18 protein-coding genes are annotated in these 12,984 nt (G+C 42.2%); 11 read left to right on the forward strand and 7 right to left on the reverse strand.

The window, feature by feature from the left end; genetic code table 11:
* Positions 1–3 precede the first annotated feature (3 nt).
* Positions 4–540: a tetratricopeptide repeat protein gene (locus N4J56_RS32250; protein ID WP_317110503.1), complete on the reverse strand. Its 537-nt coding sequence runs from the start codon at positions 538–540 to the stop codon at positions 4–6.
* Between the two features lie 301 nt (positions 541–841).
* Here N4J56_RS32250 and N4J56_RS32255 point away from each other — a divergent pair, with 301 nt between their 5' ends.
* The gene (locus tag N4J56_RS32255; RefSeq protein ID WP_317110505.1) at positions 842–1,255 is read left to right on the forward strand and encodes a hypothetical protein; all 414 of its coding nucleotides are present in this window, start codon (positions 842–844) and stop codon (positions 1,253–1,255) included.
* A gap of 65 nt (positions 1,256–1,320) precedes the next feature.
* Here the strand turns inward: N4J56_RS32255 and argB are convergent, their stop codons facing one another.
* Entirely contained in the window at positions 1,321–2,214 is an 894-nt protein-coding gene (gene argB / locus N4J56_RS32260) for an acetylglutamate kinase (protein ID WP_317110507.1), read from the reverse strand.
* 86 nt (positions 2,215–2,300) lie between these two features.
* On the opposite strand from argB, the gene N4J56_RS32265 reads away from it, so the two are divergent.
* The 8 genes from N4J56_RS32265 to N4J56_RS32300 all read left to right on the forward strand — a co-directional run bounded on the left by N4J56_RS32265 (position 2,301) and on the right by N4J56_RS32300 (position 8,118).
* Positions 2,301–2,495: a hypothetical protein gene (locus N4J56_RS32265; protein ID WP_317110509.1), complete on the forward strand. Its 195-nt coding sequence runs from the start codon at positions 2,301–2,303 to the stop codon at positions 2,493–2,495.
* A gap of 604 nt (positions 2,496–3,099) precedes the next feature.
* Positions 3,100–3,543 carry an Hsp20/alpha crystallin family protein gene (locus N4J56_RS32270; RefSeq protein ID WP_317110511.1) on the forward strand — a complete coding sequence of 148 codons (444 nt, stop codon included), beginning with the start codon at positions 3,100–3,102 and terminating at the stop codon, positions 3,541–3,543.
* A gap of 238 nt (positions 3,544–3,781) precedes the next feature.
* Positions 3,782–4,177 (forward strand): nuclear transport factor 2 family protein, encoded by a 396-nt coding sequence (locus N4J56_RS32275; RefSeq protein WP_317110512.1) that lies wholly within the window; start codon positions 3,782–3,784, stop codon positions 4,175–4,177.
* A gap of 59 nt (positions 4,178–4,236) precedes the next feature.
* Entirely contained in the window at positions 4,237–4,923 is a 687-nt protein-coding gene (locus tag N4J56_RS32280; protein WP_317110513.1) for a PD-(D/E)XK nuclease family protein, read from the forward strand.
* Positions 4,924–5,079: 156 nt separating this feature from the next.
* Positions 5,080–5,538 (forward strand): DoxX family protein, encoded by a 459-nt coding sequence (locus N4J56_RS32285; protein ID WP_317110514.1) that lies wholly within the window; start codon positions 5,080–5,082, stop codon positions 5,536–5,538.
* A gap of 134 nt (positions 5,539–5,672) precedes the next feature.
* Positions 5,673–6,494 (forward strand): tetratricopeptide repeat protein, encoded by an 822-nt coding sequence (locus tag N4J56_RS32290; RefSeq protein WP_317110515.1) that lies wholly within the window; start codon positions 5,673–5,675, stop codon positions 6,492–6,494.
* Between the two features lie 210 nt (positions 6,495–6,704).
* Complete coding sequence (locus N4J56_RS32295; RefSeq protein ID WP_317110516.1) at positions 6,705–7,082, forward strand: DUF952 domain-containing protein; 378 nt, start codon at positions 6,705–6,707, stop codon at positions 7,080–7,082.
* A 70-nt stretch (positions 7,083–7,152) separates the two neighbouring features.
* Positions 7,153–8,118 carry a queuosine salvage family protein gene (locus N4J56_RS32300; protein ID WP_317110518.1) on the forward strand — a complete coding sequence of 322 codons (966 nt, stop codon included), beginning with the start codon at positions 7,153–7,155 and terminating at the stop codon, positions 8,116–8,118.
* On the opposite strand, the gene N4J56_RS32305 is transcribed toward N4J56_RS32300, so the two are convergent.
* Complete coding sequence (locus tag N4J56_RS32305; protein ID WP_317110519.1) at positions 8,119–8,244, reverse strand: hypothetical protein; 126 nt, start codon at positions 8,242–8,244, stop codon at positions 8,119–8,121.
* 378 nt (positions 8,245–8,622) lie between these two features.
* On the opposite strand from N4J56_RS32305, the gene N4J56_RS32310 reads away from it, so the two are divergent.
* Entirely contained in the window at positions 8,623–8,886 is a 264-nt protein-coding gene (locus N4J56_RS32310) for a hypothetical protein (RefSeq protein ID WP_317110521.1), read from the forward strand.
* Positions 8,887–8,913: 27 nt separating this feature from the next.
* Here N4J56_RS32310 and N4J56_RS32315 read toward each other — a convergent pair whose 3' ends face one another.
* Positions 8,914–9,075 carry a CopG family transcriptional regulator gene (locus N4J56_RS32315; RefSeq protein ID WP_317110523.1) on the reverse strand — a complete coding sequence of 54 codons (162 nt, stop codon included), beginning with the start codon at positions 9,073–9,075 and terminating at the stop codon, positions 8,914–8,916.
* Positions 9,076–9,614: 539 nt separating this feature from the next.
* Here N4J56_RS32315 and N4J56_RS32320 point away from each other — a divergent pair.
* Entirely contained in the window at positions 9,615–9,863 is a 249-nt protein-coding gene (locus N4J56_RS32320) for a hypothetical protein (protein ID WP_317110525.1), read from the forward strand.
* A gap of 114 nt (positions 9,864–9,977) precedes the next feature.
* Here the strand turns inward: N4J56_RS32320 and N4J56_RS32325 are convergent, their stop codons facing one another.
* From N4J56_RS32325 to N4J56_RS32335, 3 genes are all read right to left on the reverse strand, one after another.
* Positions 9,978–10,706, reverse strand: coding sequence for a pyridoxine 5'-phosphate synthase (locus N4J56_RS32325; protein ID WP_317110526.1), 729 nt, complete (start codon positions 10,704–10,706; stop codon positions 9,978–9,980).
* Positions 10,707–10,762: 56 nt separating this feature from the next.
* Positions 10,763–11,302: a GNAT family N-acetyltransferase gene (locus tag N4J56_RS32330; RefSeq protein ID WP_317110527.1), complete on the reverse strand. Its 540-nt coding sequence runs from the start codon at positions 11,300–11,302 to the stop codon at positions 10,763–10,765.
* Positions 11,303–11,411: 109 nt separating this feature from the next.
* Positions 11,412–12,893, reverse strand: a complete 1,482-nt coding sequence (locus tag N4J56_RS32335; RefSeq protein WP_317110528.1) for a PLP-dependent aminotransferase family protein — start codon at positions 12,891–12,893, stop codon at positions 11,412–11,414.
* Positions 12,894–12,984: the final 91 nt, after the last annotated feature.

Genomic DNA, 12,984 nt, shown 5'->3' on the forward strand with positions numbered 1-12,984 from the left:
ATTCTATAGTCCCCACCAAATCAATGCACCAAGGGTTAGGGCGATCGCGAATAGGGCAACAATGATAAAACGATTATCTTTCGTGTTGATTTTGCTCAGGTCTTCGATTTCGCGTGTTGGTTCTGGCTGGGGCGATCGCTTGCGATTATCGCTCTTGATGCTCAGTTTTATTTGCGACTCATTATCTGATATTGCGCCCAGATCGGGGATTTGAGTCATCCATTCGGCGGGGCGTTGCAATTGTGGTGCTTGCAGAATATACAGTAACCGCCGTCCTTGCTTATTAATTTCATAGTGGGGGTGGCGTTTGAGCTGTTCGCATAAAGCGATCGCCTCTTGTCTTTGTCCGGCAGCTTCGTAAGCATTGACTAGCCATAGCTGCACTTCACCACCCTGGCGACTATTACGGTTAGATAAAGCGCTAGCCTTTTCTAAGTGTTGTACGGCTTGGCGGTACTGTCCCCGCTCAAAAGTTGCTAACCCTGCTTTGTACTCAGTCTTGACAATTTCTTGGGATTGGGAACTCACGTTTGATTGCATGAATCTCTCTTTCTCGATTGTGTCACTCATGGGCAGCTTAACGACATCTGACTTAAGTAACAATTTTACGCAACATCGATCGCCATAATTGTCTAAAATTTTAGATAGTGGGCTGAAATATCGGGAACATAGAGGCAACAACGCAGCATCAGAGTGTTTAGACTGCCGCTCGCGCTTGGACATTAAGCGCTACCAAAAATCTTAGGTTCTGGATATGAAAAAAATCACCGAGGTTTCACACAAATATATTTCAGACAAACATATTGTACGGAAATATATCAGCTGGGTCAGATGGAGTAGCATGGCTTGCTCAACTGCTGCGCTTTTACCATTGGGAATAGCATTTCTCAATCCAATACCCGCATCTGCCCAATCTACGATTATTATCAATGGTGGTGGGTACTATCCTCATGGTAACTATCACCGAAGGAACCAGCCACAGTCTGCCCCCTATATCTACGGTAGTCCTATTCCCTCACCCATTCCAGTTAATCCAGCAACCGGGATGACTCCTAGACGATCCGATCGCTACTTCGATCGCTATCCCGATTCTGCTCCTAGTAGAGACCAAAATATCACGATTATCAATGTCGATCGTTCGTATGACCGATATCCACACGATCGATATCCAAATGAAGTAGGGTATCCAAGAGTACGTGCTGTAGAAGTTATACCTGCTCCTCCAATCCCAAATGGACTCGATCCTTACAGGTAGGCTGTTGGCGATCGCGCAGTGTCAAACAGTAAACTGAGACGATCGCACGAGCGATCGCCTGCAATTTAGTAAGTATATTCGGAAGCAACGATCATCGAACCGATACCTACGTCGGTGAATACTTCTAGTAGAAGGGCGTGGGGGATGCGACCATCGATAATGTGAGCTGCACGTACTCCTTGGGCGAGCGATCGCACGCAGCATTTAACTTTGGGAATCATCCCGCCGCCGACAACACCAGCAGCGATTAAATCTCGCGCCTCTTGAATATCCAATCTAGGTAGTAGCGTTGAAGGATCTTTGTAGTCCTTGAGAATTCCGGCTGTATCTGTCAATAAAATCAATTTTTCTGCTCCCAGGGCTGCGGCGAGTTCCCCCGCTACAGTATCGGCATTAATGTTGTATGCCTGTCCGTTTTCGTCTGCTGCTACGCTGGATACGACCGGGATATAACCTTCTTTGAGTAGGGAATTTAACAGCCGCACATCCATACTCGTAACTTCTCCTACGAAGCCAATCCCCTCACGACCTTCAGGACGGGCTTTAATTAAATTAGCATCTTTACCGCATAGCCCAATTGCAGAACCACCAGCACGGTTGATCAGAGAAACTAATTCCTTGTTCACCCTGCCAACTAACACCATTTCTACCACGTCCATTGTCGGCGCATCCGTTACCCGCAGTCCGTGCTTGAATTGCGGTTCAATGCCGAGTTTATCTAACCAACTATTAATTTCTGGACCCCCGCCGTGAACTACGACAAGGCGCACTCCCACAGAAGTTAAAAACACGATATCGCGAATAACTTTATCTTTTAGGGAGCTTTCTTTCATCGCTGCGCCGCCATACTTGACGACGACGACTCGTCCGGCAAATTTTTGAATGTAGGGTAGTGCTTCGCTGAGAATTCTTACCCGCGTGGCTTCAGTTTCTCTAATGTACTCGCTCTCGTTGCTCATGAATTGCTTCCAGAACGCAAATAAATACTCGATAAGAGTGCAGTTTAAAAGAGTTTGCGTTTTGCCACAATCTCAGAAATAACAGTTTGAACAGCCTGGTGTGTGGTAGTTGGTTATTATTTCATGAGCCGTGGAGCCACGCTGCACGCACAAACGCGAGTACAATCGATCTCGATCGCGCCGTATTGTACCGAGCGCACGGTGGCGATTTTTATCTCGTCCTACCCGTACTGGGAACTGAGATGAAAGTTGGCGAGCATCGTTTCACCCTCACTTGCTGATAAATCATAACTGATAACTGAAATTAGTGAAGATTAGTTGCAGGAAATGTATTTTTCCAGTCGTTAGTAGTATCTTACAAATAGAAGCTTTCTATAGCTTCTGTGGCAGATAAACAGCCAAAAGTCCAATAGATCAACTGAGTTAAGAGGTAAAAGAAGCTGTTTTACTATCTGTCCGACCGACCGACAGCAACACCCAACTCGAACGCTGATATTTCCTCCTAGTTGAAAACAGAGGGCAATGTAACCGACGATCTAACCTTTCTCTGAACAGGAATTGTGATCGGTGCAACCCCAGATAGGATTACAAACATGAGGAAATCGCTAAGCAAGTAGATGCTTGGGTGTTGTTGTTTTGAAATCCAAAAATAATTGAAAAACCGAAACTGGGATAGTCGAAGCGTCGAACTAGGTTAGGTTTCCCGTACTCCCAATATTGCAGATATCCGTACAAACTTTTACCTAACTTTCAACTGATACTTTCAGTTCGGTAATCATCATTTCAGCATTCATAAAAACCGAATTTCCTCGAACTTTCTACATCAGTAAGATAAGAAGCAAGAACACGGAAAACAAACTCAAAGCAATTAATTAAGGTGTAGTTATGGTATTAGTTCGCTGGAATCCTTGGCAAGAAATGAATACTCTGCAACGTCAAATCGATCGCTTATTTGAAGATTCATTGGCATCTAATTCTGTAGCGAATGGTAACATCGTTAAAATGCCAGCCGCAGAAATTTCTGAAACTGAAGATGCCGTCTACCTCAAACTAGAAGTACCTGGAATGGAAGCGAAAGATTTAGACGTGCAAGTTACAGAAGCTGCTGTTTACGTTAGTGGCGATCGCAAGTCTGAAACTAAGCAGGAAGAAAACGGCAAGACTCGCAGCGAATTTTACTACGGTAAGTTTCAGCGTGTCATTCCTTTGCCAGCACGGATTCAAAACACCAACGTTACTGCAGAATATAAAGATGGAATTTTGAATTTGACTCTCCCTAAGACTACGGCAGAAAAAAATAAAGTTGTCAAAGTTAATTTAGAGGGATAAGTCATCAGGGAGGAAGAAAATTTCTTCCTCCACAATTTCGCTTTGTCTTCACTACAAAAGCATAAGAACGTTTTGCCTAGCTTCATACCGTAGCTAGGCTTTATTGTTTTGACCTTTATTGTTCTGACTTTTAACTTTCAACTTTTGACTTTTGACTTCCTGATGTCTCTACAGATAGAGGTAGCTGCCTTGACAAAAATTAATAATTTTAGAACGGAAGTTATAGGAGTTCAGCGAAATGACGAGTGAAATTGCCGATCGCTTCATGCAGACGCTTCAGCAAATCGAAGCTAGTGGCGATGTAGAACCATTAGTTGAAATGTTTGCCGAGGATGCAGCAGCGACTAACCTAGCAATGGTAGAACCACTCAAGGGAAAGGATGGCGTGCGGCGATTTTGGCAAAAGTATCTCTCAGTGTTCGATCGCATCCACTCTGATTTCACCCATATCACCGCAGATAACAACACTGCGGTTATGGAGTGGCAATCGCAAGGGACTTTATCCAATGGTGAAGACGTACGCTATAGAGGTGTCAGCATTATTGAAATTGACAATGGATTAGTACAAGCCTTCCGCACCTACTACGATTCAGCCGTATTTCTGCCTACAGGTGCAAAGCAAGCACAGGGATAATTGAGAGGTGATTAAGGCGATTAAAATGAAACAGCATCGATCTGCAAATAATTTAACTCATGCCATCTGAGATTCAGCTGTTACCTAGCATTCATGCCAAATCCGTGCGCGAGAATGGCAAGCAATATTACTTAAGTACAAATGGCGATCGCCTTCCTAGTGTCTCTACCATCCTCAACGCCACAAAACCTCAAGCAGATCGAGATAGACTATTCAACTGGAAACAGCGTGTTGGTGTAGAAACCGCAAATCAAATCTCCTCCACCGCCAGCCGTCGCGGTACGCAAACGCACAAATACATTCAGCGTTACTTGCAGGGTGAAGATATATCTTGTTCTGAAGCCAGCCGTCCTTACTGGGAGAGTATCGCACCAGTCTTGCAAGAAATTGATGTCGTCAGATTAATTGAAGGTGCAGTTTTTCACTCAGATTTGAAATATGCTGGAATTGTAGACTGCGTTGCCAGTTATCGAGGTGTACCTTGTGTCTGTGAATGGAAAACAGCAGATCGACCAAAAAGAACCCTCGAACGGCTATTTGATTATCCTTTGCAACTAGCAGCTTATTTAGGTGCAGTCAATCACTATTATCGCGACTATGGAATTCAGTTGAATCGCGCCTTAATTGTTGTCGCAATTCCCCAAACGCCAGCAGAAGTCTTTTGGTTTGAACCAGAAGCGATCGCGTCTTATTGGCAACAATGGCAACAGCGCGTTACTTCCTATTGGCAACTAATGAGAAAATGATTATCATTTATCATTTATTATTTGTGACTAACAAACATTTGGTTTGCTAATTATGTCTTTAGATAGAAGCATTTACAGCAATATCATAATTAAAACTGACGTGGGAGAACTGCTTGTCATAATTTTGACTTTTGACTTTTGACTTTTGACTTACTTATGAACTCAAGTACTAGTCAGCCTAATCGACGCAAAGAAATTTTCCGAGGAATTCTGGCTGTAGCAACTATTATTGTAGGAACGACTCATTTTCTCAAACCATTAGAATACGCTAAGATTGTTCCGCCGCAACTGCCTAATCCCGTCGAACTAGTTTATATCAGCGGTTTTTTTGAAATTTTGGGTGGCATTGGTTTGTTGATTCCCTTTATTAGCGTTGCTGCGGCTTGGGGACTGATAATTTTATTTATTGCCGTTTTTCCCGCCAACATTTATTTGGCAACTCACAGCGATATTGTCATTGAAGGCATTCCTCATAGTCCAATTATGTATTGGGTGAGGCTGCCGTTACAAGCAGTTTTAATTGCTTGGGCATGGTGGTATACTCGTAAACCAGAAGCGCAACCAGGAGCGAAAAGTTTTGTCTCTGGTACAGAAAAGTTAGTGAGTCGCGATTAAATTGGTAATGGGTAGTTGTTGGCTAATGGTTAACGGTTGATGGCTAACTACTCTCTGACAACTTTGTACAGACGTTACATGTATCGTCTTCTACACTGGTAACTGACAACTGATAACTGACAACTGACAACTGTATGGGACGATCGATTGAAGCAAATCAAAATAATTTTGCCACTGAGGTTATCGAGCGATCGCAACAACAACTCGTTTTAGTCGATTTTTTTGCTCAATGGTGCGGTCCTTGTCAGGTTCTCAAACCAATTCTCGAAAAACTTGTAGAAGAATATAGCTTTACCCTGGCTAAAGTCGATATCGACAAAAACCCGGAACTGGCGCAGGCGTATCGCGTGGAAGGGGTTCCCGATGTCAAAATTTTTAGTCAAGGACAAATGCAGCTAGGATTTGTCGGCGTGCTACCAGAGGCACAAATTCGGGAATTACTAGCTCAATATGGCTTAAAATCTACTTTAGATACCGAAATAGAAGCAATCCAACTCGATCGCGCTGCTGGTAATATTGAAACAGCCAAGCAACGCTTCCGCGAGCTGATCGAACTCTATCCTCAAAATCCCAAATTAGCGATCGCTGCCGCAGAGTTTTTAATTGGAATTGGTAGTTTAGAATCGGCAGAAAAATTGCTTGCAGCAGTACCTTCTGGTAGTCGAGAATACGATGCTAAAGTACGAACGCTGCGAGAGTTGATGCAGTGGCAGCATCAAGCAGCACAGCTCGTACCAGAAACAGATTTAGACCGACAATATTTGCAAGCAGCTCAATTAACTCTTAAGGGGGATTACGAATCAGCACTATCTATTCTATTGGCAATGGTAGAGCGCGATCGCAAGTATCAAAATGATGCCGCTCGCAAAGCGATGATAACGATTTTTGGCTTACTAGAAGACGACCATCCCTTAACTAAGGACTATCGCAAGCAATTAACTTTTGTCCTGTACTAAAATCAGTTATCAGTTATCAGTTTTCAGTTACTTCTTTTCACACACTACACACCGCGCCCCACTCAGTTTAAACAAATCTCATTTTCTATGAAAAATCGCTATCAAACATTACTAAAAAATAAAAAAATGCCAATCGAGACTGAACATAACATTATCATAATTAGTAGGGATTAATATTGACGATAGTAAATTTAATGTCAGCTCAGGTTCATGTCAGTTCAGGCAGATACGACTGCTCCACAACTTATCTTGCACATCACGCAGCGATCGCAATGGGAACAAGCACGGAGAGAAGGAACATATCGAGGTGACACGCTCGATACTGAAGGGTTTATTCACTGCTCTACGCCAGCCCAAATTGTTAAAGTAGCCAATAAGTTTTTCTTTCAGCATCAAGAATTAATCGTTCTTTGTATCGATTCTCGGCGCGTGCTAGTTGAGATTAAATATGAAGAATCGGAACCCGAAGAGCAATATCCTCATATTTACGGTTCGCTCAATATAGATGCTGTAATTCAGGTAATCGAGTTTGCACGAGGCGCAAATGGCAAATTTGAATTTCCGCCACAACTTGTGGGATTTACTTGAGGAATGCCGTCTGTGCATCTTGTAATTAATTGGTGTAAGATGCCGATGCTATGAAGTTAGGGGAGTGGAGATGAGTTTAGGTATACTAGATCGAGTCCGTGCAGCCGCGCAAGAAGTCGCTGCTAGGGCAAATTACGTCCGCATTGACGAGTCAAGTATTCCAGCCTATGTTGCTTCTTTGCCCATAGAACAGGCTAGTTCGCCCAAACTCGATCCCCGCTATCATTATCTTGGCGATCCGCGAGAAATAGTCGCTTATATTCTCACGCTCAATGCGATCAACTTTGGGTCTGGCTACTTTCCCCACCTACAAAAACGTCCTCGTCTCTCGGGATACTTTACCATTGCCACCTGTTTGAAAGAGCGGTTTGAAACTCGTGGTGCTTTTAGAGCGCGAGAACTTTGTCGCCTAACGCCGGAAGATTGTGCGAATATTTTCGCACAAAATCTCAATAAACCACCAATTCGAGAGTTGATGGGGTTATTTGCCTCAGCCTGGAATGAATTAGGACGACATCTACTCGATCGCTATGAAGGAGATTTTGTAGGATTAGTCAATGCGGCTGACTCATCAGCCGAGCGTTTAGTAGAATTGTTGGCAAAAATGCCTCATTTTCAAGATATACAAACATATAACAATGTAGAAGTTCCATTTTACAAACGCGCTCAAATAACCGCTGCCGATTTATCAATTGCACTAGGAAATCAAAGTTTTGGTTTTTTCAACGACTTACCACGATTGACAATTTTTGCTGACAATCTCATTCCTCACGTTTTGCGTGTCGATAATGTTTTACAATACGAGCAAAGTTTGGCTGCAAAAATCGATGCCGAAGAATTAATTGCTGCGGGAACTGAGGAAGAAATTGAGATCCGTGCCTGTACTATTCACGCTGCGGAGTTGATAGTCGCACAGTTGCGCCGCTTAGGGCATAAAGTTTCTGCCTTAAAATTAGACTATTTCCTATGGAATCGCGGACAGCAACCTGAATACAAATCACGTCCGCGCCACCGAACCCGTACGATATTTTATTAACTATTGATAGCAATCTCGATCGCGATCGCTAGAGGGCGGGTTGCGATTTGCAAGTTGTGAAGGTGAGTTAGTGACTGGCGATCGCCTGCAAGACTCGCTATTTTTCTGCTGTCCCGCGCCTCTCACCTCTTACCAAACACTAACAACCGAGCGCAGGAGTTAATATAAAATTCATAAATCTAGTGAATTAATCGCTGTTATTTAAAGACCTTGTAAACAATGGTCGTTACGGCTCGGAATCGAGAACAATTATAGTGTATCTTAATGTATCTTGTTCTTAGTAGTGATTTAACCTATAGTCCAAATTTATCTAAAAGAATCAATTTATTTCGCTAGACAGCTAGCAGAATAATTCTTCTAAAAATGGCTAGTGACATGAGTGATTGGTTATAGGGTATGTGTTTCTAACTAGATCGATCGAGAATTGCCATCTCTGGAATTCGCCTGTAGGTTAATAGTTATAAGTTCTTGAGTATAAACTCGGAATTGGAGCGCAGCAGCAACATGACACCAATTCAAATAGCCGCGTTAGAGCAGTTTTTGGCTAACAATGGTTTTCTATATGATGATTATGATGAAGAAACTGGTGCGGTTATCTATAGTGTCAGCAGAGGTGACTGGACGATGCAAATAGCTTATGGCGATGAATGCTACTACTGTTTGTATAACGATGTCACCGAGGATGCTGATTGTGCAGAAATTACTCACCTATCGGACTTAATGGTGAAGTTTGATAGGCTTGCCAAAACTCATTGGCACGCCGCTTAGCAAGTGAAATAGGCGCGCCGCCTTAAGTCACTCGGTTTGACTGTCCTCTGAATATGTAGGTAGCTTGCGGATCATCTCCCGCAGCAAGTCAGTTTTTGTTCTCTGAGTTTGATGACAATATGTTTCGAGCGCTTGCATTTCTAGCTCCGAAACTTTGAATGTGATCCACTGCTTTGAATCCTTAGCCACTTGTTTACAGTTGAAGTAACATTAACACCACAATGAGCTTCTGTATAGACTAGCACGATATCTTGTGTGTTTAACAAGTAGTGGTATCGCATGAGACCGATTCTGTGCACTAATTGTGAAAAATTAGATAGTTATTGCTACTAACGAATGTATGACTATTTAGTCTGGCAACTTGAGATTAATAATTCGAGATTGTGAATTGAGACTCCCTTAACAATCTAAAATCCAGAAATGTTGCCTTATTCAATTTCTTTTCTGATTGGCTGGTCGATTTTATTCGCAATCTAGCTCTTGTTAGGTTTACCTCTCGCTCCTGGTGCGCCTGTAAGACTTTAGCCAAGGTATTACTTAACATATTGAAGAAAAGCTATAGTAATGATTATAAATCGCTCTAAAGCTGCATGTAAATCTCCGTGGCTAGATAGATTAACTTGTAAGTCAGTAGACAAACAATGGTAGTAGCTTTATGGTTTAGTAGTTTTAGCAAAAATTATTAACAAGTTGAACGTACAAAATCTGCTGAAGTCACGGGGTGCGCTATGCCAGAAGACATAAGTTTGACAAAAATTAAGGCAATTGGAGAAGTCATTCAGAAGAATTTAGCGATCGTACAGCAAGCGTTGGGAATTGAGGAAACAAATGGTGATGACTTAAGTGAATTAGAAATTGAATCAGAAGTATTTGCTGAGAAAACTGTCAGTAACTTTCCCATCAGGAGACTGACTGCATCAGAACTAGCAGAAGAAAAACTCCATATGTTTGCTATGAGAGAGGCAAACATAGCTTGATTTTTGGAAAATCAAGCTATGTTTGCAGCAAGCGTGACCAAGTTTAATAACTCGAAAGATAGATTTGTTCAACGACAAAAAGTCAGACATCGGTAAAACCGATGTCTGACTTTTTCAAATTTTTGACTCTGACAGCACTTTCAGATATTCTTTTACTGCTGTTGATAGTCCTATGTCTAATGCATCTGCTATGAGTGCATGACCGATTGAGACTTCAAGTATATTGGGAATTGAGCAAAATTTTGCCAAGTTTTGTAAATTTAAGTCGTGTCCGGCATTTACACCTAAACCGATCGCTTGAGCTTGTTTAGCAGCAGCAGCATATTGTTGAAAAACTGATTCTACAATACCATGACGAAAAGCTGTAGCATAGGGTTCCGTATATAATTCAATGCGATCGCTACCAATCTTTTTAGCAATTTGAATTTGCTCTAGATCGGTATCCATAAACAGGCTGACGCGAATTGCTAAAGATTTTAATTCGTCAATAATGGGTATCAACTTTTCCTCATCTTGAACCAAATCCCAGCCGCGATCTGAAGTGAATGTATCTGGTGTATCTGGAACCAGAGTACACTGAGTTGGGTTTACTTGGCGAACTATCTCCATAAATGGAGGGTGAAAAGGATTACCTTCAATGTTTAACTCAACTGTTAACATTTCTGCTAGCTCATAAACATCTGAAGGTTTGATATGTCGTTCGTCGGGACGAGGATGAACGGTAATTCCACTGGCTCCTGCGTCGATGCAAATTTGTGCAGCGCGAGTAACGCTTGGAATGCCAATATTTCGAGTATTTCTCAATAAAGCAACTTTATTCAAATTGGTACTAAGGTTGGTCATAAAGTTGGAGTTTTTTATTTTAGGATCGTTTCATACAAGCAACTCGATCGTAAAAGTTAATTGTTTAAGTTCAACCAAAAAAACATTGTATCACCAGTCATCCTGGGAAAACTAGGAGGTAAAACTAATTGATGTATTCTGATAAACCCATTTTTTTCGTAAAATTCATGCGCCGCTTGAAAAACATCAACTGTTCCTAAATAGATGTCGCAAATATTTTTTGTTTGCGCCCAATTTAAAAGCGAATTTAATAGCCGTTGACCTAAGCCTATTTCTTTCCCGCGATACTTAGAATCGACGAACATTTTTCTCAAAGCTAGCTGACTATTACCTATATCGATAGCGGCAATCGTACCAATAACTTTTTCTCGATCTAAAGCAATCCAAAAATTACCATTACCTTGTTGATAGAAACTCGGAATATCTAATAAGTCGCGTTGGTCTTTGAGAGTAATTGGTAAGCCAAACTCTTGTTGTTGAATGTTTAAGATGAGCTTGAGAATTGCTGCTTGATACTGAGGCTGGTAGGTGAGAATCTGAATATTCTGAATATTTGATAATTTGCCTGAGAAATTAGGTGAAGTAGATTCTAACATTGAGCTAATAATCTCATTCTAATTCTGCAACAGCTTTATAGGAAGTTTTATCTGTCTTGCTGAGGATTTTTAGTAAGGTGGGGATTGCCTACCCTACATTTGATTTTGATTAAACGTACTTCTGCAAGATTTCTCCTAAAATGGCGATCCCTTGCTCGATTTGTTCTGGTAGAAGGGTAAAATTCAAACGCAAAGCAGGATAACTTTGCTGTCCGCCTGGGAAAAATGGGGTTCCTTCGGCAACGAACACGCCTCTAGCTAATGCTTTTTGACAAATTTCTGCTAGCGGTAAGTGGGCAGGCATTTGCACCCACAAGAAAGTTCCACCTTTGGGAATTGTCCAATAAGTAGCAGGAGGATAGTGACGCTGCATGGCGCTTAGCATGGCGTTGCGACTCTGAAGATGGACGGCTTGCAAATGTGCTAAATGGTGGCGATAATGTCCAGATGCTAAATACTCGCTGACAATAGCCTGTGAAACTGTAGATACGTGGATATCGTAATGCAATTTACGCTCTACTAAGGGCTGATAATCTTCTCCAGTTACAACGAGATAACCGACACGAATCCCCGGCATAATCGTTTTAGAAAATGTGCCAGCATAGATGACGCGATCGCTTGTATCTAATGCTTTAATTGGCACTGGCACGGGTTCAAAGTTCAGTCCTTCATAAGCATTATCTTCTAGTACGACACAATCATATTTTTCGGCTAATGCCAACAATTGACGGCGATGATCTAAGGAAGTGGTAAGACCTGTAGGATTGTGTAAAGTACTAACGGTAAATATCAGCTTGGGACGATAAGTGTAAAGATTTTTTTCCAACAGCTCCAAATTTATGCCTTCGGGTGTCATAGGTATACCAATAACCCTTGCACCCATGTTGTACAGCAGAGATAGCATACCGTACCAAGTTGGGCTTTCAACCAACACCCAATCACCAGGTTTGACATAGTGATGTACGGCTAATAATATTCCTTGTTTGGAGCCATTAGTAATAATTAAATTGTCCGCCGTGACATTTAAACCGTGCTGCTGTACCAATAGCCGCGCAATTTGTTGCCGTAGTACGAGCTGCCCTTGGGGTAAATCGTAGTTAAATAAACTACCCGATATTTGTTTCACGGCACGTCGGGCAACGCGCGGTAAATCATCCAATCCAGAAGCTAAAGAAAAACCGCTACTGAGATCGATCGTCCCTGGTTGCTGACGGGCTTGCACCGATTTCATGTAGAGATTGAAAGACGAACCGCCCTGAAATTCTTCAATCAGTGGTGGTAGGGGGGGTTGTTCTAAAACAATCGTGTCTTGGGGGGGCGCAAATTGGTGCTTCGACTCGGCGCGATCGATTTTTGCCGGACGGACGAAGTACCCAGATCCTTGACGGGCTTCTACCAATCCCTCTGCTGCTAAGACGTTGTAAGCTTCGATGACGGTAAGCTTGTTCACCCGCGTACTAGCAGACAAGGTACGAATGGAAGGAAGCTTATCCCCCGATCGTAATGCACCCGTTTCAATCAGATGGCGGATGCGATCGCGGATCTGGAGATAAACTGCCGTAGATGAGTGTCTTTCAATAGGAATTCTCACGATGCAATCCTTTTTAAAGATGAGAATTCAGCCTGTTTGAATATGATAAATGATTCATCTGAATCTGTGATGGTACACTTTGACTTGATTT

The organism is Chroococcidiopsis sp. SAG 2025, from assembly GCF_032860985.1.
Classification (GTDB): domain Bacteria; phylum Cyanobacteriota; class Cyanobacteriia; order Cyanobacteriales; family Chroococcidiopsidaceae; genus Chroococcidiopsis.

Bases quoted from the DNA above. Each gene is read 5' to 3' on its own strand.
- N4J56_RS32250 (WP_317110503.1), bottom strand. From the start codon at position 540: ATGCAATCAAACGTGAGTTCCCAATCCCAAGAAATTGTCAAGACTGAG.
- N4J56_RS32255 (WP_317110505.1), top strand. From the start codon at position 842: ATGGCTTGCTCAACTGCTGCGCTTTTACCATTGGGAATAGCATTTCTC.
- argB (WP_317110507.1), bottom strand. From the start codon at position 2,214: ATGAGCAACGAGAGCGAGTACATTAGAGAAACTGAAGCCACGCGGGTA.
- N4J56_RS32270 (WP_317110511.1), top strand. From the start codon at position 3,100: ATGGTATTAGTTCGCTGGAATCCTTGGCAAGAAATGAATACTCTGCAA.
- N4J56_RS32275 (WP_317110512.1), top strand. From the start codon at position 3,782: ATGACGAGTGAAATTGCCGATCGCTTCATGCAGACGCTTCAGCAAATC.
- N4J56_RS32280 (WP_317110513.1), top strand. From the start codon at position 4,237: ATGCCATCTGAGATTCAGCTGTTACCTAGCATTCATGCCAAATCCGTG.
- N4J56_RS32285 (WP_317110514.1), top strand. From the start codon at position 5,080: ATGAACTCAAGTACTAGTCAGCCTAATCGACGCAAAGAAATTTTCCGA.
- N4J56_RS32290 (WP_317110515.1), top strand. From the start codon at position 5,673: ATGGGACGATCGATTGAAGCAAATCAAAATAATTTTGCCACTGAGGTT.
- N4J56_RS32295 (WP_317110516.1), top strand. From the start codon at position 6,705: ATGTCAGTTCAGGCAGATACGACTGCTCCACAACTTATCTTGCACATC.
- N4J56_RS32300 (WP_317110518.1), top strand. From the start codon at position 7,153: ATGAGTTTAGGTATACTAGATCGAGTCCGTGCAGCCGCGCAAGAAGTC.
- N4J56_RS32310 (WP_317110521.1), top strand. From the start codon at position 8,623: ATGACACCAATTCAAATAGCCGCGTTAGAGCAGTTTTTGGCTAACAAT.
- N4J56_RS32320 (WP_317110525.1), top strand. From the start codon at position 9,615: ATGCCAGAAGACATAAGTTTGACAAAAATTAAGGCAATTGGAGAAGTC.
- N4J56_RS32325 (WP_317110526.1), bottom strand. From the start codon at position 10,706: ATGACCAACCTTAGTACCAATTTGAATAAAGTTGCTTTATTGAGAAAT.
- N4J56_RS32330 (WP_317110527.1), bottom strand. From the start codon at position 11,302: ATGTTAGAATCTACTTCACCTAATTTCTCAGGCAAATTATCAAATATT.